Origin of the sequence: Pseudomonas sp. B7(2017), assembly GCF_002112745.1 — a bacterium.
Taxonomy (GTDB): Bacteria; Pseudomonadota; Gammaproteobacteria; order Pseudomonadales; family Pseudomonadaceae; genus Aquipseudomonas; species Aquipseudomonas ekonensis.
Genome location: NZ_NEIP01000016.1, coordinates 48,216 through 65,973, shown reverse-complemented (window position 1 = coordinate 65,973; position 17,758 = coordinate 48,216). Strand labels below are relative to the sequence as shown.

At 66.5% G+C, this 17,758-nt stretch carries 12 protein-coding genes; 4 read left to right on the top strand and 8 right to left on the bottom strand.

The window, feature by feature from the left end; genetic code table 11:
• Nucleotides 1-31: 31 nt before the first annotated feature.
• Nucleotides 32-265 (bottom strand): DUF3203 family protein, encoded by a 234-nt coding sequence (locus tag CAG29_RS23235; protein WP_085586117.1) that lies wholly within the window; start codon nt 263-265, stop codon nt 32-34.
• Nucleotides 266-386: 121 nt separating this feature from the next.
• On the opposite strand from CAG29_RS23235, the gene CAG29_RS23230 reads away from it, so the two are divergent.
• Nucleotides 387-887, top strand: a complete 501-nt coding sequence (locus CAG29_RS23230; protein WP_085586115.1) for an MgtC/SapB family protein — start codon at nt 387-389, stop codon at nt 885-887.
• Here the strand turns inward: CAG29_RS23230 and CAG29_RS28575 are convergent.
• Entirely contained in the window at nt 875-1,051 is a 177-nt protein-coding gene (locus CAG29_RS28575) for a hypothetical protein (RefSeq protein WP_170930007.1), read from the bottom strand. The two genes, CAG29_RS23230 and CAG29_RS28575, sit on opposite strands and share 13 nt — an antisense overlap.
• Before the next feature lie 212 nt (nt 1,052-1,263).
• On the opposite strand from CAG29_RS28575, the gene CAG29_RS23225 reads away from it, so the two are divergent.
• From CAG29_RS23225 to glgB, 3 genes are all read left to right on the top strand, one after another.
• On the top strand, nt 1,264-3,258 hold the full coding sequence (locus CAG29_RS23225) for an alpha-1,4-glucan--maltose-1-phosphate maltosyltransferase (protein WP_085586113.1): 1,995 nt from the start codon (nt 1,264-1,266) through the stop codon (nt 3,256-3,258).
• Nucleotides 3,259-3,420: 162 nt separating this feature from the next.
• The gene (gene treS / locus CAG29_RS23220; protein ID WP_085695203.1) at nt 3,421-6,768 is read left to right on the top strand and encodes a maltose alpha-D-glucosyltransferase; all 3,348 of its coding nucleotides are present in this window, start codon (nt 3,421-3,423) and stop codon (nt 6,766-6,768) included.
• Nucleotides 6,765-8,996: a 1,4-alpha-glucan branching protein GlgB gene (gene glgB, locus CAG29_RS23215; protein WP_085586109.1), complete on the top strand. Its 2,232-nt coding sequence runs from the start codon at nt 6,765-6,767 to the stop codon at nt 8,994-8,996. Before treS ends, glgB begins: the two co-directional genes overlap by 4 nt.
• Before the next feature lie 173 nt (nt 8,997-9,169).
• Here the strand turns inward: glgB and CAG29_RS23210 are convergent, their stop codons facing one another.
• From CAG29_RS23210 to CAG29_RS23185, 6 genes are all read right to left on the bottom strand, one after another.
• On the bottom strand, nt 9,170-10,240 hold the full coding sequence (locus tag CAG29_RS23210; RefSeq protein ID WP_085695202.1) for an autotransporter outer membrane beta-barrel domain-containing protein: 1,071 nt from the start codon (nt 10,238-10,240) through the stop codon (nt 9,170-9,172).
• A 322-nt stretch (nt 10,241-10,562) separates the two neighbouring features.
• Nucleotides 10,563-13,157, bottom strand: coding sequence for an autotransporter outer membrane beta-barrel domain-containing protein (locus CAG29_RS23205; protein WP_085695201.1), 2,595 nt, complete (start codon nt 13,155-13,157; stop codon nt 10,563-10,565).
• Between the two features lie 103 nt (nt 13,158-13,260).
• Nucleotides 13,261-14,058 carry an endonuclease/exonuclease/phosphatase family protein gene (locus tag CAG29_RS23200; protein ID WP_085586103.1) on the bottom strand — a complete coding sequence of 266 codons (798 nt, stop codon included), beginning with the start codon at nt 14,056-14,058 and terminating at the stop codon, nt 13,261-13,263.
• Between the two features lie 94 nt (nt 14,059-14,152).
• Nucleotides 14,153-14,911, bottom strand: coding sequence for a PIG-L deacetylase family protein (locus CAG29_RS23195; protein WP_085633171.1), 759 nt, complete (start codon nt 14,909-14,911; stop codon nt 14,153-14,155).
• 236 nt (nt 14,912-15,147) lie between these two features.
• Nucleotides 15,148-17,307 carry a glycogen debranching protein GlgX gene (gene glgX / locus CAG29_RS23190; RefSeq protein WP_085586099.1) on the bottom strand — a complete coding sequence of 720 codons (2,160 nt, stop codon included), beginning with the start codon at nt 17,305-17,307 and terminating at the stop codon, nt 15,148-15,150.
• A gap of 163 nt (nt 17,308-17,470) precedes the next feature.
• Nucleotides 17,471-17,755, bottom strand: coding sequence for a DUF2934 domain-containing protein (locus tag CAG29_RS23185; protein WP_085695200.1), 285 nt, complete (start codon nt 17,753-17,755; stop codon nt 17,471-17,473).
• Between the last annotated feature and the right edge of the window lie 3 nt (nt 17,756-17,758).

The window sequence follows — 17,758 nt, the reverse complement described above, 5'->3', positions numbered from 1 at the left end:
GGCGTCTGCGCTGGGTCTTGACCGGGGTCAGTCAAATCACCGAATCACTGTCGCTGGCCTTCAGGTGCTGGCGGCCGTCCTTGGCGCCGGCGACGGTCAGCGCGTCGGCCTCGGCTTCGGTGATGTAGATGCGCCGGCCTTCGATCTCGACGGCGGACATGGCCTTTTCGCTGTCGGTGATGACGGTGAGGTCGCCGCACAGACGGATCTGCTCACCGTTTTCGGTGGGGAAAAAACAGGTCTGGTTCTCGATGCGCACGGTCATGGGACGATCCTTTGGCAAAGGCTGTTGAAAGGTTAGGGCGCCGCGGCGGCGCAGGGTTCTGCGCAACCGATCAGCGGTCGGCGCTGTCCATCCCTTAAGGGCTCCTGGCGAGGACGGTGCGATGAACGCGTGGTGGCATGAAGTGTGGCAAACCCTGCAAGCGGAGTTCGCCGATGTCGGCGACGCCGCGCAAGTGACGCGCATCACCGTGCGCCTGCTGATGGCGGCGCTGCTGGGTGGGATCCTCGGCTTTGAGCGCGAGCACAAAGGCAAGGCCGCCGGCGTGCGCACCCACATGTTGGTGGCGCTCGGTGCGGCGCTGTTCGTGTTGGTGCCGCAGGTGTCCGGGGCCCAGGCCGACGCCATGAGCCGGGTGGTGCAGGGAGTGATCGCCGGCATCGGCTTCCTCGGCGCCGGCACGATCCTGAAGAACCACGAAGGCGACGAGGGCCACGTCAAGGGCTTGACCACCGCCGCCGGCCTGTGGATGACCGCCGCCATCGGCGTCGCGGCCGGGTTGGGCCGCGAGGCGACGGCGGTGCTCAGCACGTTGCTGGCGCTGGGGGTGTTCAGCGTGATGCCGAAGATCGTCAATCTGTTCGAAAAGGATCACAAACCCTGATCAGGCTGGACGATCACCGGCGGCATGGTCGTCGGCGGTTCCTCCTTGGCCGGCGGGGTGGTGCCGGGCGGATCCTGCTCCGGAACCTGCGACGGTTCGGTCTCGGGCAGCACGGGCTTGTCGATGTTCGGATCGGGTGTTTCGGCCGGGATCGGGATACTCATCGTGAACCTCCATATGGCACATGGCGCAAGAAGTGCTTAAGTGGATTGACCGCTGCAGGGCGGATTCGATCCGGTCTCGGCGCGCGGCAAATCCCGGTGAACTTTTCCCGAGGGCGTTCGCTCGGAACCTAAGTGAGTGCGCGGCGGGTGGATCCGCCGCCGCTTTCCGACAGGCACACGAGCGTCCTTGGGGCGTTAAGGAGAGATGCTCAATGACCGCTGAAAACCCTTCCGCTCCGGGCTGCAACCCGCACATGCCGCTGTCGCAGGCGTTGCTGCTGCCGCGGATCGTCATCGAGAACACTCGCCCGGTCATCGACGGCGGACAGTTCGCCGCCAAGGCCATCGTCGGGCGCGAGGTCGTCGTCACCGCCAAGGTGTTCGCCGACGGCCACGACAAACTGGCGGTGCGCATCCGCTGGCGCGAGGACGGCGAAGAGTCCTGGCACAGCCAAGTCATGGCCGACCAAGGCAACAACGGCTGGGAAGGGCGGTTCCGGCCCGGGCGCCAGGGGCGCCATTGGTTCCTGATCGAAGCGTGGATCGACACGTTCGCCAGTTTCCAGTACGAACTGGAGAAAAAGCACGTGGCGGCCGTACCGGTCAGCCTTGAGTTGCAGGAGGGCCGCGCCATGGTGCAGCAGGCCGCCGAGCGCAGCGAAGGGCCGCTCAGCGAACGGCTGGCGGCGCTGCACCACGAGCTGTCCGGCCTGCCCGAAGCCGAGCAGGTCGCGCTGTTCCTGCACCCGCGCAGTGCGCAGCCGATGGCCGAGGCCGACCACCGCGCCTTTTTGAGCATCAGCAATCCTTACCCGCTGGACGTCGAGCGCGAGCAGGCGGAGTTCGCCAGTTGGTACGAACTGTTTCCCCGCTCGGTCACCGACGATCCCGTCCGCCACGGCACCTTCAACGACGTGCACGGGCGCTTGCCGATGATCCGCGACATGGGCTTCGACGTGCTGTATTTCACGCCGATCCACCCGATCGGGCGCAGCCACCGCAAGGGCCGCAACAACGCCCTGACCGCCGGCCCCGACGACCCTGGCAGCCCCTACGCCATCGGCAGCGAGGAGGGCGGGCACGAGGCGATCCATGCCCAGCTCGGCACCCGCGAGGACTTCCGGCGGCTGGTGGCCGCCGCCGCCGAGCACGGCCTGGAGATCGCGTTGGACTTCGCCATCCAATGTTCCCAGGATCACCCGTGGCTCAAGCAGCATCCGGGCTGGTTCAACTGGCGGCCGGACGGCACGATCAAGTACGCCGAGAACCCGCCCAAGAAGTACCAGGACATCGTCAACGTCGATTTCTATGCGCCCGAGGCGATTCCGAGCCTGTGGCTTGAGCTGCGCGACATCGTCGTCGGCTGGGTGAAGGAAGGCGTCAAGATGTTCCGCGTCGACAACCCGCACACCAAGCCGCTGCCGTTCTGGCAGTGGCTGATCGCCGATGTGCGCGCGCTGCACCCGGAGGTGATCTTCCTCGCCGAAGCCTTCACCACGCCGGCGATGATGGCGCGGCTGGGCAAGGTCGGCTACAGCCAGAGCTACACCTATTTCACCTGGCGCAACACCAAGGCCGAGCTGGCCGCCTACTTCACCGAACTCAACGAATCGCCGTGGCGCGAGTGCTACCGGCCGAACTTCTTCGTCAATACGCCGGACATCAACCCGGCGTTCCTCCACGAGTCGGGGCGGGCGGGGTTTCTCATCCGCGCGGCGCTGGCGACCATGGGCTCGGGCCTGTGGGGCATGTATTCGGGGTTCGAGCTGTGCGAGTCGGCGCCGGTGCCCGGCAAGGAGGAATACCTGGATTCGGAGAAGTACGAGATCCGCGTCCGGGACTTCAACGCGCCCGGCAACATCATCGCCGAGATCGCCCAGCTCAACCGCATCCGCCGGCAGAACCCGGCGCTGCATTCGCACTTGGGGCTCAAGGTGTACAACGCCTGGAACGACCGGATCCTGTACTTCGGCAAACGCAGCCCGGACGGCGGCAACTTCATCCTGGTGGCCGTCAGCCTCGATCCGCACAACGTCCAGGAAGCGAATTTCGAACTGCCGTTGTGGGAAATGGGCCTGCCGGACGACGCCACCACCCACGGCGAGGATCTGATGAACGGTCACCGCTGGGACTGGCACGGCAAGCACCAGTTCATGCGCATCGATCCGGCGCACCAGCCGTTCGGCATCTGGCGGATCAGCGCTTAGGTACATTCCTGTGGGGCGGGCCTGCTCGCGATGACGAGGCATCAGGTCATGAACGGGTGACGGGCAAACCGCCATCGCCAGCAGGCCCGCTCCCACAGGGCATCGGCTGTTCTCGGGGCGGGCGGTCTGCCCGGCAATCCTCAGCACTGACAGGAGTTTCACATGGCGAAGAAAACCAGGTCAGCCACCTTCATCAAGGATCCGCTCTGGTACAAGGACGCGGTGATCTATCAGGTTCATGTCAAATCCTACTTCGACTCCAACAACGACGGGATCGGCGATTTTCCCGGCCTGATCGCCAAGCTCGACTACATCGCCGAACTGGGCGTCAACACCATCTGGCTGTTGCCGTTCTATCCCTCGCCACGGCGCGACGACGGCTACGACATCGCCGAATACCGGGGCGTGCACAGCGACTACGGCACCATGGCCGACGCCCGGCGCTTCATCGCCGAGGCACACAAGCGCGGCTTGCGGGTGATCTCGGAGCTGGTCATCAACCACACCTCGGATCAGCACCCCTGGTTTCAGCGTGCGCGCCGGGCCAAGCGCGGGTCGGCGGCCCGGGACTTCTACGTGTGGTCGGATGACGACCAGAAGTACGACGGCACCCGGATCATTTTCCTCGACACCGAGAAATCCAACTGGACCTGGGATCCGGTGGCCGGCCAGTATTTCTGGCACCGCTTCTATTCCCACCAGCCGGACCTGAACTTCGACAACCCGCAAGTGATGAAAGCCGTGCTGGCGGTGATGCGCTATTGGCTGGACATGGGCATCGACGGCCTGCGCCTGGACGCCATCCCGTACCTGATCGAGCGTGACGGCACCAACAACGAAAACCTGCCGGAAACCCATGACGTGCTCAAGGTGATCCGGGCGGAGATCGACGCCAACTACCCTGACCGCATGCTCCTGGCCGAGGCCAACCAGTGGCCGGAGGACACCCAGCTGTACTTCGGCGACACCGACGCCCAAGGCCTCAACGGCGACGAATGCCACATGGCGTTCCATTTCCCGCTGATGCCGCGCATGTACATGGCCCTGGCCCAGGAGGATCGCTTCCCGATCACCGACATCCTGCGCCAGACCCCGGAGATCCCGGCCAACTGCCAATGGGCGATCTTCCTGCGCAACCACGATGAGCTGACCCTGGAAATGGTCACCGACAAGGAGCGCGACTACCTGTGGAACCATTACGCCGCCGACCGCCGGGCGCGGATCAACCTCGGCATCCGTCGCCGGCTGGCGCCGCTGATGGAGCGCGACCGCCGGCGCATCGAGCTGCTCAACAGCCTGCTGCTGTCGATGCCGGGCACGCCGACCCTGTACTACGGCGATGAGATCGGCATGGGCGACAACATCTACCTGGGCGACCGCGACGGCGTGCGCACGCCGATGCAATGGTCGATCGACCGCAACGGCGGGTTCTCCCGCGCCGACCCAGCCAGCCTGGTGCTGCCGCCGATCATGGATCCGCTGTACGGCTATCAGTCGGTCAACGTCGAGACCCAGGCCGGCGACCCCCACTCGCTGCTCAACTGGACGCGGCGCCTGCTGGCGGTGCGCAAGCAGTCCAAGGCGTTCGGCCGCGGCAGCCTGAAGATGCTGTCCCCGGCCAACCGCCGCGTGCTGGCCTATACCCGCGAATACACCGGCGCCGACGGCAAGCACGAAATCATTCTGTGCGTGGCCAACGTCTCGCGCAGCGCCCAGGCGGTGGAGCTGGACTTGTCGGCGTACGTCGGCATGGTGCCGGTGGAGATGCTCGGCGGTAATGCGTTTCCGCCCATCGGTCAGCTGAGCTTCCTGCTGACCCTGGCGCCGTACGGCTTCTACTGGTTCGGCCTGGCGGCGGAGAACCAGATGCCGAGCTGGCACGTGGAGCCGGCCCAGAGCCTGCCGGACTTCACCACGCTGGTGCTGAAAAAGCGCATGGAAGAGCTGCTCGAAGCGCCGGTCCGCGCCACGCTGGAGCAGGGCATCCTGCCGGACTGGCTGCAGAACCGCCGCTGGTTCGCCGGCAAGGACGCCGCCATCGAGCGGGTCGAGCTGGCGTACGGGGTGCGTTTCGGCGACGCCAGGCATCCGGTGTTGCTCAGCGAGATCGAAGTGATCGCCGCAGGCCAGGTCAGCCGCTATCAATTGCCGTTCGGCTTCATTTCCGAGGATCAGGTCGGCCCGGCGTTGCCGCAGCAACTGGCGCTCGCCCGCGTGCGCCGGGGGCGTCAGGTCGGGTTGATCACCGACGCCTTCAGCCTGGAAGCGTTCATCCGTGCGGTGCTGCAAGGCCTGCAGGCCGGGACGGCGCTGGCGTGCGAGGCCGGCGAGATCCGTTTCGAGGCCACACCGCACCTGGCGGCCCTGGGCCTGGGGGACGAGCCCGATGTGCGTTACCTGTCCGCCGAGCAGTCCAACAGTTCGGTGGTGATCGGCAACGGCCTGGTGCTCAAGCTGATCCGCAAGGTCGCCCCGGGCGTGCACCCGGAACTGGAGATGAGCGCCTACCTGACGGCGGCGGGATTCGCCAACATTTCACCGCTCATGGGCTCCGTGGTTCGCCGCGACGCCCAGGGCGAAGACAACCTGCTGATGATCGCCCAAGGCTACTTGAGCAATCAGGGCGATGCCTGGGAATGGACGCAGAACAACCTGGAACGGGCGCTGCGCGATGAGCTGGCCGCTGCCCGTTCCGAACAGGAGCAGCACTACAACGCGCTGGGCGAGCTGAAGGACTTTGCCGGGATGCTCGGCCAACGCCTGGGCGAGATGCACCAAGTGCTGGCGGCCCCGAGCGACAATCCGGATTTCGCGCCGCAGGTGTTTTCCGCCAAGGAGGCCAAGGCCTGCGGCAAGGACGTGGCGGCCCAGGTCGAGCATGCGCTCACGCTGCTCAAGGCCCACCAGGGCGAGCTCGGCGAGGCGGACCGCGGACTCGTCACGCGCTTGCTGGAACACCGCAAGGCCATTCTCGGCCACGTCCAGGCGCTGGCGGAACAGTCCGTCGGCGGTCTGCGCATCCGCGTCCACGGCGACCTGCATCTGGGCCAGGTGCTGGTGATCAAGGGCGATGCCTACCTGATCGATTTCGAGGGTGAACCGGCGCGGCCGCTGGCCGAGCGGCGGGGCAAGCACAGCCCGTACAAGGATGTCAGCGGCGTGCTGCGTTCCTTCGGTTACGCCGCCGCGATGGCCCTCAACGTGCATGCCGTCGACAACAGCCCCGAGGCCGAGGCGGCGCGCCGGCGGGTGGCCGGGCGCTACCTGGAGCAATCCTGCGAGGCATTTGTCCAGGCGTATCGCCGGGCGGCAGCTAGTCTTGATCATGCCTGGCAAGATCCTGAAGGTGCCGACGCCGCACTGGCGTTGTTCGGCCTGGAGAAAGCGGCCTACGAAGTGGCCTATGAAGCCGAAAACCGCCCCGTCTGGCTGGCCGTGCCGTTGCGCGGCCTGCACGGGCTGCTGAGGGGGCTCAAACCCTTTTCCGGTCTTGATGGAGAGCAGTCATGAGTGTCTCGAACAGGGAACAGGGTCACGTCAAACACACCGCGCTGCCGCGCGCCAAGGACATCGAAGCCCTGGTGCGCGCCGAGCACCACGATCCCTTCGCCATCCTCGGCCCCCACGGCGACGGCGCCGGGGGGCAGTTCATCCGGGCGTACCTGCCGGGCGCGTTGAGCGTCTCGGTGCTGGACCGCGACAGCGGCGAGGAACTCGGCCCGCTGGAGGCGACGGCGACGCCGGGGCTGTACGTCGGCCATTTCGGCCAGGTCCGGCCCTATCTGTTGCGCACCCAGTGGGCCGGCGGCGAACAGGTGGCGGAAGATCCCTACAGCTTCGGCCAGTTGCTGGGCGAGATGGACCTGTACCTGTTCGCCGAAGGCAATCACCGCGACCTGAGCGCCTGCCTCGGCGCGCAACTGAAGACGGTCGACGGCGTCGACGGCGTACGTTTCGCGGTGTGGGCGCCGAATGCCCGCCGGGTGTCGGTGGTCGGCGACTTCAACGTCTGGGACGGGCGCCGCCACCCGATGCGCCTGCGCCATCCATCCGGGGTCTGGGAGCTGTTCGTTCCGCGCCTGGGGGCCGGTGAGCTGTACAAGTACGAAATCCTCGGACCCCACGGCATCCTGCCGCTCAAGGCCGACCCGATGGCGCTGGCCACCAGCCTGCCGCCGGACACCGCATCGAAAGTCGCCACGCCGCTGCGCATCGACTGGCAGGACGAGGACTGGATGAGCGGCCGCGTCGAGCGCCAACGGCCTGCGGCGCCATTGGCGATCTATGAGCTGCACGCCGGTTCCTGGCAGTGCGAGCTGGACGACCTGGGCGAAGTCGCCCGCCAATACACCTGGCCGGAACTGGCCGAGCGGCTGATCCCCTACGTCAAGGATCTGGGCTTCACCCACATCGAACTGATGCCGATCATGGAGCACCCGTTCGGCGGCTCCTGGGGCTATCAGTTGCTGTCGCAGTTCGCGCCGAGCGCACGCTACGGCACGCCGGACGAGTTCGCCGCGTTCGTCAACGCCTGCCACCTGGCAGGGCTGGGGGTGATCCTCGACTGGGTGCCGGCGCATTTCCCCACCGACACCCATGGCCTGGCCCAGTTCGACGGCACGGCCCTGTACGAGTACGGCAACCCGCTGGAAGGGTTCCACCAGGACTGGGACACGCTGATCTACAACCTCGGCCGCACCGAAGTGCACGGCTACATGCTGGCGTCGGCGCTGCACTGGCTCAAGCATTTCCATGTGGACGGGCTGCGGGTCGATGCCGTGGCGTCGATGCTCTACCGCGACTATTCGCGCAAGGCCGGCGAGTGGGTGCCCAACCGCCACGGCGGGCGGGAGAACCTGGAGGCCATCGACTTCCTGCGCCACCTCAACGATGTGGTGGCGCTGGAGGCGCCGGGCGCGTTGGTGATCGCCGAGGAATCCACCGCCTGGCCCGGCGTCAGCCAGGACACCCAGCAGGGTGGCCTCGGGTTCGCCTACAAATGGAACATGGGCTGGATGCACGATTCGCTGCACTACATCCAGCAGGATCCGGTGTACCGCGCCCATCACCACAACGAACTGAGCTTCGGCCTGGTGTACGCCTGGTCCGAGCGTTTCATCCTGCCGATCTCCCACGATGAGGTGGTGCACGGCAAGCATTCGCTGATCGACAAGATGCCCGGCGACCGCTGGCAGAAGTTCGCCAACCTGCGGGCGTACCTGAGTTTCATGTGGGCCCATCCCGGCAAGAAGCTGCTGTTCATGGGCTGCGAGTTCGGCCAGTGGCGCGAGTGGAACCACGATCAGCAGTTGGACTGGTATCTGTTGCAGTATTCCGAGCACCAGGGCGTGCAGAAACTGGTCGCCGACCTCAACCGGCTGTACCGCGAAGAGCCGGCGCTGCATGAGCAGGACGACGTGCCGCAGGGGTTCCAGTGGCTGATCGGCGACGACGCGATCAACAGCGTCTACGCCTGGCTGCGCTGGAGCCGGGACGGCACGCCGTTGCTGGTGGTGGCCAACTTCACCCCGGTGCCGCGCCAGTCCTACCGGGTCGGCGTGCCGTTCGCAGGGCGCTGGAACGAGTTGCTCAACAGCGATTCCGACACCTATGCCGGCTCCAACTACGGCAACGGCGGCGGCGCGTTCGCCGAAGAGGTGCCGAGCCACGGGCAGGCGCTGTCGCTGGAACTGAACCTGCCGCCGCTGGCGGTGCTGATCCTCAAGCCGGAAGGTTGAGCGAAGGTGTCCGGCCAGGCAGTTCCGAGGCTGCATGTGCCGGCCTCATCGCTAGCAAGCTAGCTCCCACAGGTTTTGCGGATGTCCGCAAGGCCTGCGAACGCCCGAGAACCCTGTGGGAGCTAGCTTGCTAGCGATTGCGACCTGTCAGCCACCGGAGATGTCTGTGGGGCTCACCAACGCATCCGCACACCCAGGCTGCCGATCAGTCCGTTCAGGTCGTTGTCGTCCACATCGCTGCTGTAGTCGGCGCTGACGTACAGGCTGACCGTCGGCGTCATGCGGGCCACCAGGCCCAACCCCAGTTCCACCGTCGATGACTTGCGGCTGCTGCTGATCTTGTCCACCTGATCCAGCGTCACGGTGTTGCCGGTGTACACCGTGTGCCACAGGTTGGTGCGCACGTAGGGTTCCACCGGCAGGCCGTTGAGGTCGTAACTGCCTTTCAAGCGGGCGCCGACCCGGCCGCTCCACGCCGAAATGTCGCTGGAGGACGCATTGCCCGATCCCGCGTACGGCGTGTCGAGGGTGATGCGCTGGTTGATCAATTGCGCCTGCGGTTCGACCACCCAGTTGTCGGTCAGGCCGATGGGGAATCCGCCCTCGACCGAGAACGTCATCGCGCTGCCTTCGGTGGCCAGGCGTGCCCCTTGCTCGTTGCGGCTGAAGCCGCTGACCCGGCCGCCGCTGGCCGACAGGTCGACGTGCCAGCCTTGGGCACCGGTCAGGCTGTAGTAGGCCCCCAGGCTCTGGCCTTGCAGGTTGAGGGTGTCGCTGGTGGGGTCGGCGAGGGCGCGGCTGGTGACCAGCCCGCCGCCGTTGACCTGGATCTGTTTGACCCCGCCGATCAGGCCGATCCGTTGGGTGTGGCCGTTGTCGCTTCGCACCGTCAGCACCGCAGGGCCCTTGAAGTCGCCGCTGCCGGGCGTCGCGAAGCCGGGCGTGAGCACATCCAGCTGCGCCTGGCGCGAACTGGCGCCGTACAGCCGGTCCCAGGCGCCGGGGGCCAGGTCTTCGGTGATCAGGTGTTCGCCCTGGCGGTCGGGGCGCGGGTTCAGGCGTTGCGCCTCAGGGGTGACGAGGGTCGCGGGCAAGGTCATGACCGGTACATCCTGGCGATACCACGGCGTGGTCTCGTCCTGCGCAGGGCCGGCCTGCGCCTCCATGGACGAGCACAGCAGGATAGAGCTTGAAAAGGTGCAGAAGGTGATTGTGATCTCATGTGAGGTGAGTGAGGTTTTCATGGAGGTCAACCTTGCTATCGCATGCGCTGTCTCGCCTTGGCGTCTCTCCTACCCCGAATGAGGGGCGACCGAATGGAGCGGGGCGAACCGTGGCCGCCCGTTTTCGCGAGTGTCCGAAGGCCCGCCCCGGGTAGTGATTCCGGGGGTAGTAAGGTAGAGATAAGAAGACCTGCGCCAGTGCGTCAAGAAATTGGACGATAAGCGGTAGCCGCAAAACGGGCGCCACAAGCGATTGTTTATTGTGATTTATATAAGTTCTTGTTTGTGCGGCGTATCGCTCCGCGAGCACCCGCAGAGAGGCGTCCGGACAGCCGACAACCGGTCACCATTCGATGCGCAAGCCGAGGTCGGCGCTCAGTTCCCGGCTGTCATTGCTGTCAATACTGCGGCTGTAGTCGGTACTGGCGTAAACGGCTACCGACGGCGCCAGCGACACCGTCACCCCCAGGCCCACCTGCGCGGTGGACGCCGCCTGGCGGGTGTCGATGCGGTCGGCATCGTCGAAGGTCACGCTGTCGGTGCCGGCGAACGTGCGCCACAGGTTGGCCCGCAGATAGGGTTGCACCGGGCGTCCCCAGACGCTGCCGTTGCCCTTGAGCCGTACGCCGAGGCGCCCGGTCCACGAATCGTCCGAATGAAACGAAACCCGCGCGACTCCGTCGTCCTGGCTGTCGAGGGCGATGTTCTGGTGGATCACCTGCACCTGCGGCTCGACGGCCCAGCCATCGTCCAGCGCCATCGGATAGCCCGACTCCACCGAGAGCGTCAGGGCGTGGCCGCGGTTGTCCAGTTTCAGGCCCCGGTCGGAGCGGCTGTCGCCCGAGAAGCGGGTGCCCATGGCCACGGTGTCCACGTACCAGCCCTGCGGGTCGAGCAGGGTCCAGTAGAGGCCGCCGCTGTCGCCCTCAAGCCGGACTTTGCCTGCCTGCTTGCCGGATATGCCTTGGTTGAACCCATCGACATCGCCCCGCAAGCGGCTGTGGCCGATGAAGAACCCCACGCGGTGGGTTCGGCCTTCGGCAGAGACCGAGTCCATCAGGTCATGGCCGACCTGGAACCCGGTGAGCGAGCCGTCCAGGCGTGGCGCGACGGTGCCGGCCCACGTGCGGTCGATCTGGTTGCCGTAGGCCCTGGCCCACCCGGCGCCGAACGTGGCGGGTTGCCCGGTGAGGCGTTGGTCGCCCTGGCGCTCGTGGTAGGTGCCCAGCGCGTTGAGGGTCAGGAGCGCGGCAACCGGGGGCAGCACCGACCAGGTCGGCACCTCCGGGCGGTAGAGCGGAATCGGCGCGGCGCCCGGAACGGCGACCGGCAAGGGCGCAGGCGTGGACACGGCGGGGGTGCCGGGGGAAGCGGCTGACGCAGTGACCGGTGCCGCGACCGGCACAGGCACCACGGGCACCGACAACGGCGGCAGCGCCGGGTCGGGATTGGGCACACTGACGACCTGAGGCGCGACCACGGCCGAGCGCAAGTACCAGTTGTTTTCCGTCCCTACGGTGACGCCGCCCTTGAACAGGAAGTAGTCGTAGGCGCCGGCGGACACCGGGCCGCGCAGGGAAAACGCCGTGTTGTCACTGGTGGCGGTGCCCAGGGCCTGCACCAGCTCGATGCCGTTTTCCCGGGTCAGTGCGCCTGTACCCTGGAGGTTGGTCACCGCGATGACCGTCGTGCCGGTCAGGCTGCCGTTGTTCACCACCAGTCGGTCGCTGGGCGAGCCGTCACCGGCGACCTGGCTTTGCAGCCGCAGTTGGCCGCCGTTGCCGGCATAGTTGCCCTGGATCGTCAGGGTGTCGTCGGTGCGGGTGTTGTCGCGGGTCAGGTCGATGGCGCCGGCATTGTTGACGGTCACGGCCCGTCCTGCGACGGCGGGCGCCACTTCGCCCTGTGCGGCGCTCAGCACGCTGCTGGCGTCGATGTTCAGCACACCGCTGCCGGTTTGCGGGTCGCCCAGCACCAGCCGGGCGGCCGCCAGATCCAGCTGCGAGCCGTTGCTGAGGTTGACCGTTTCCCAATTGACGGCGCGCTGGGCGAAGGCGGTCCGGGTGTTGTCGTAGGTCAGCGTGTCTTGGCCGAGGCCGCCGTCGATGCGCGGCGTCGGGCCGAGGAGGGTGTCGTCGAGGTTGCGCAAGGTCGCGCTGTCGTCGTTGTCGCCCATCAGCACCGCGGAGCGGATGATCCCGCCGCCGTCCCACAGGAAGCGGTCGTTGCCGAAGCTGGTGCGCACTTCACCGACGATTTCGCCGCCGCTGACGGTCACGCTGTCGTCGCCGCCGCTGACGCTGAGGTTGCCGCCGATGCGGCCGCCGGACACGACGATGGTGTCCCTGCCGAAGCCGGTCACCAGATTGCCCAGGATCTGGCCGCCGGAGAGGTCGAAGACGTTGTCGTCCAGCTTCATGTCGACCCGGCCGATGGTGCCGCCGCTCATGCGGGCGGAGTCGCCGTCCTCGAACGCCCCGGCGATCGTGCCGCCGGTCATCGTGAATTGGTCGTACCCGTCGCCCTGGGCCAGCGAGGCGATGGTGCCGCCGTTCATGATGAACGTGTCCACGCCGCTGTGCTGGTGCACCTCGCCGGTGATCCGCCCGCCGTCGATCTGCAGCACGTTGGCGCCGTCGCCCATGTCGAGGTCGCCCTGAATCGTACCGGACTGCATGAGCACCCGGTCGGCACCGCCGCCGAAGGTGACGTTGCCGGGCACGCTGCCGTTGCCGCCTGTGGGGAATGTCAGGCTGTTGTTGCCGGAAAGGTCGGTGAGCGGGCCGCTGCCGGGGCTGTCGCAGACGTAGCGGTCGTCTCCTTGCGTCGGGCTGAAGGCGCAGGCGGCGAGGGCGCCCTGCGGCAGGAGTGAGGCGAGCCCGATCGAAAGGGCCAGCCGTACGATGGCGTACGGTGCAGGAAAACCGGGCGATTTCATGCCGTATCCCCGTCCATTGGCGCCGGTGGACAGCGCAATGCCTGCACCCTAACAAGGCTTTCCCAAGGTGCCTACTGTCAGGTCTGACAGGTGCGGCGGGGTATCAGATGCGCACCTCCACGGCCAACGGCAGGTGATCCGACAGGTGCGTCCACGGTTTGTTGCCGAGGATCTGCGGGTCATGGCTGCTGGCGTTGCGCAAGTAGACGCGGTCCAGGCGCAGCAGCGGGAAGCGGGCGGGGTAGGTCTTGGCCGGGCGGCCGTGGTGGCGTTCGAAGGCTTCATGCAGGTAGTTGCGCCGGCCCAGGGCGGCGTTGCCTTGCAGCTGCCAGTCGTTGAAGTCGCCGGCGATGATCACCGGCGCGTCGTCGGGAAGGGACTCCAGCAGTTGGCAGAGCAGCTGCAGCTGCAATTGACGATGGCTTTCCAGCAGGCTCAGGTGCACGCAGATGGCGTGCACCGCCGGGTGCCCCGGCACGTCCAGCACGCAATGCAGCAGGCCGCGCCGTTCGGGGCCGGTGATCGAGACGTCGAGGTTGCGGTATTCGCGGATGGGATACTTGGAGAGCAAGGCGTTGCCGTGGTGGCCGTCGGGGTAGACTGCGTTGCGCCCGTAGGCGAAATCGCTCCACATGCTGTCGGCCAGAAACTCGTACTGCGAGGTCGGCGGCCATTCGTTGTAGCGGCTGGAATGGCGCTCATGCTCGCCGACCACCTCTTGCAGGAACACCAGGTCCGCCGACGTGCTGCGCACCGCCTCGCGCAGTTCCGGCAGGATGAAGCGCCGGTTCAGCGCCGTGAACCCCTTGTGCGTATTGACCGTCAGCACCCGCAGCCGGTGGATGGCGGGCGGGTCGGCGGGCTGGACATTGCGGCTGTGACGCTCGGGATCGCTGGACACGTTCGCTCCTCTGAATCATGGCTGCCTGTGCATGCGACTGAGCGCAGGCCAGGCAGTTCATTTTGCCTGCGCACGCCTTCGCGCCGCAGGCGGCTCAGACGAAGACGATTTCGTAGGGCAGGCGCATGCGTTCCAGGATCACCTTGGGCAGCAGCGGCTCCAGGCCCACCGCCGGCTCGCCGTTGAGCTGGCTGGCGTAGGCGTGGGTGGCGTGGCTCTTGCGCGCCACGGTCCAGGTGTCGAGCCGCAGCTTGCGCGCCCGCTGCCAGGGGATCAGCGCATGGTCGCGCTCCGGCCAGTGCCACGCCCAGACCGGCACGTCATGGAACGTGGCACCGGCCCTCTGGGCGGCCTGGGCGCTGGCGCGGCCCACCGCCTCATGGTCGGGGTTGCCGTCTTCGCACCAGGTGCTGAACACCACGTCGCCGGGGCGCAGGTAGCGGCTGATGAAGTCGGTCAGCTGGGATTCGTGCTCGATCAGGGCATTGTCGGCGAAACCGCCGCGCACCCACTTGAGGCTGTGCATCGGCAGGCCGAGGCGGCGCAGGGCCTCGACGCTTTCCTGCGGGCGGAACACGCTCAGGCGTTTCTCCGACCACTGGCGCGAGCCGGGGTGGCTGGCGCTGCCGTCGGTGATCGAGAGCAGTTGCAGGGGATGGCCCAGGCCGCTCAGCAGTTGCAGCAGGCCGCCGCAGGTCACCACTTCATCGCCCGGATGAGGGGCGATCACCACCGCGCGGGCGCCGGCGGGCACCAGGCTTTGGGTGTTGATGACGGGGATGTGTTCGATTTGCGGCGCGCTGTTCCAGATCTGCGCCGGCAGTCTCTGTTCACTCAGGGATAACGGTTTCATGGGTGCTACGTCCTTGTTGTGCGTTGCCCGCAGCCGAATGCGGCGCTTGAAATCCGGGTGCCGTCCGGTCTGTTGAGGCAGTGGGTTGCCGTGCGACGCTCCGAGCCCTGGATTGCCGCGATGCAGAGTATTGCTCAAGAAGCGCGGTTCGTCGCGCTGCAGATCAATCTGATCTGCTTTTTTTTGTCTTGCCTGTGTCGTGTGTCGCAGTTGGTCCCGTGAATCCGGGCGTTTGCTCATTCGTCTTGCTCATGCTGCAGCTCGAACAGCAGCAGCGAGCGGCCGGTGACCGAGTAGCGATGACCGAACGCGAACCGTTCCTGTCCGCGCACCTGCGGCTGGTGGGTGTCGACCAGGCAGATCCAGAAACTGCCTTCAGGCACGTCCGGCAGCGTGAAGTCGACGATGTCGTGGTGGGCGTTGACCACCAGCAGCAACGTCGCATCGCCGCCCTTGCGGCGGATCCCGGTTTCCTGGGCGCGGCCGTCGAGCAGCATGCCCAGGCAGCGGTTGTGCGCGTCGTGCCAGTGTTCGGTGGTCATCTCGCTGGCGTCGGGGGCCAGCCAGGTTACGTCCTTGACCCCGATGTCCTCGTTGTAGTTGCCCACCAGGAAACGTCCCCGGCGCAGGATCGGGTAGGTCAGGCGCAGTTTGATCAGGCGCTTGACGAACTTGAGCAGGGCCTTGCCGTCATCGCTCAGGTCCCAGTTGACCCAGCCGATCTCGCTGTCCTGGCAATAGGCGTTGTTGTTGCCGTCCTGGGTGCGGGCGAACTCGTCGCCGGCCACCAGCATCGGCGTGCCCTGGGCCAGCAGCAGGGTGGCGAAGAAGTTGCGCATCTGGCGGTGGCGCAGGGCGTTGATCTCGGGGTCGTCGGTGGGGCCTTCGACGCCATGGTTCCAGGACAGGTTGTGGTTGCTGCCGTCCTGGTTGTTCTCGTCGTTGGCCTCGTTGTGCTTGTCGTTGTAGGACACCAGGTCGTTGAGGGTGAAACCGTCGTGGGCGGTGACGAAGTTCACCGACGCATAGGGCCTGCGCCCGCGCTGGTTGAACATTTCGCCGGAGGCGGTCATGCGGTTGGCGAAGTCGGCGAGCTGGCCTTCGTCGCCTTTCCAGAAGGCGCGCACGGTGTCGCGGAAGCGGTCGTTCCACTCGACCCAGCCCGGCGGGAAGTTGCCGACCTGATAGCCGCCGGGGCCGCAGTCCCAGGGTTCGGCGATCAGCTTCACCTCGCTGAGCAGCGGATCCTGGCGGCAGGCCACCAGGAAGCTGTGGCGTTCGTCGAATCCGTCGTGGTAGCGGCCCAGGATCGTCGCCAGGTCGAAGCGGAAGCCGTCCACGTGCATCTCGCCGGCCCAGTAGCGCAGCGAGTCGGTGACCATCTGCAGCACGCACGGGTGGCTCAGGTCCAGGGTATTGCCGGTGCCGGAATCGTTGATGTAGAAGCGCTTGTCGTCGGGCATCAGCCGGTAGTACGAGGCGTTGTCAATGCCGCGCATCGACAGGGTCGGGCCTTGTTCGTTGCCTTCGGCGGTGTGGTTGTAGACCACGTCCAGGATCACCTCCAGCCGGGCTTCGTGCAGGTGCGCGACCATCTCCTTGAATTCGGCGATCTTGCCGCTGGCCAGGTAGCGCGGATCCGGGGCGAAGAAGGCCAGGCTGTTGTAGCCCCAGTAGTTGGTCATGCCCTTGTGCAGCAGGTGCTGGTCGTTGACGAAGGCATGGATCGGCAGCAGTTCCACCGTCGACACGCCGAGCTTGCGAATGTGGTCGAGCACGTCATCGACCATCAGCCCGGCGAAGGTGCCGCGCACGTTCTCCGGCACCGAGGGGTGGCGCATGCTGAAGCCGCGCACGTGGGTCTCGTAGATGATCGTCTTGTCCCACGGCACGTTGACGCGCTGATCGTGGCCCCAGGTGTGCGCCGGGTCGATGACCTTGCACTTGGGGACGAAGGGCGCGCTGTCGCGTTCGTCGAAGCTGAGGTCGGCGTCCGGATGGCCGATGGTGTAGCCGAACAACGCCTCGGACCATTTCAGCTGGCCGATCAGCTGTTTGGCGTAGGGGTCGATCAGCAGCTTGTTGGGGTTGAAGCGGTGACCGTTGGCCGGGTCGTACGGACCGTGGACGCGGTAGCCGTAGATCAGCCCCGGATGGGCGTCGGGCAGGTAGCCGTGGAAAATCTCGTCGGTGTATTCCGGCAGTTCGATGCGTTCGAGCTCGACTTCGCCTGCGTCGTCGAACAGGCACAGCTCGACCTTGGTGGCGTGGGCGGAAAACAGGGCGAAGTTGACGCCCAGGCCGTCCCAGGTCGCGCCGAGCGGGAAGGGCCGGCCTTCGCGGATGCGGGTGGGTTCGGTGTGTGTGGCGGGCTCGGTCTGCTTGGGACGGGTCATGCCAATGCTCCTGCAAAACGGGAAGGGGCGGTTCGGTCACCGTCTTCCCTGTGGGAGCGCGCCTGCTCGCGATGGCGTCGTGAATGGCGACATCGGCGGTGGAGGGCCGTCCGCAATCGCGGGCAAGCCCGCTCCCACAGTGATTGGGTCAGTGATCGATACGTCAGGCCACCGGCGGCTTGCGCGGGGCCCGGGGTTTTTTCTCGGTCACCTTTTCGCCCGGCGGAAGGACTTTGGCGACGCCGGCCGGTTTGACCTTGGCGGGGGCCTTGGGTTTGGTCGCGGCGGGTTTGCCGGCGGCCTTCGGCGGTTTCGTCGGCGCCAGCGCCTCGGCCTCCGCCAGCTTGCACGCCATCTCCCAGTGGCGCGCTTCCTGGCCTTCGGGTTTGCCTTCGGATTCCCAGATCTGATAGGCGAACTCGCGGATGCGTTTATCGTCGTTACTCATCGC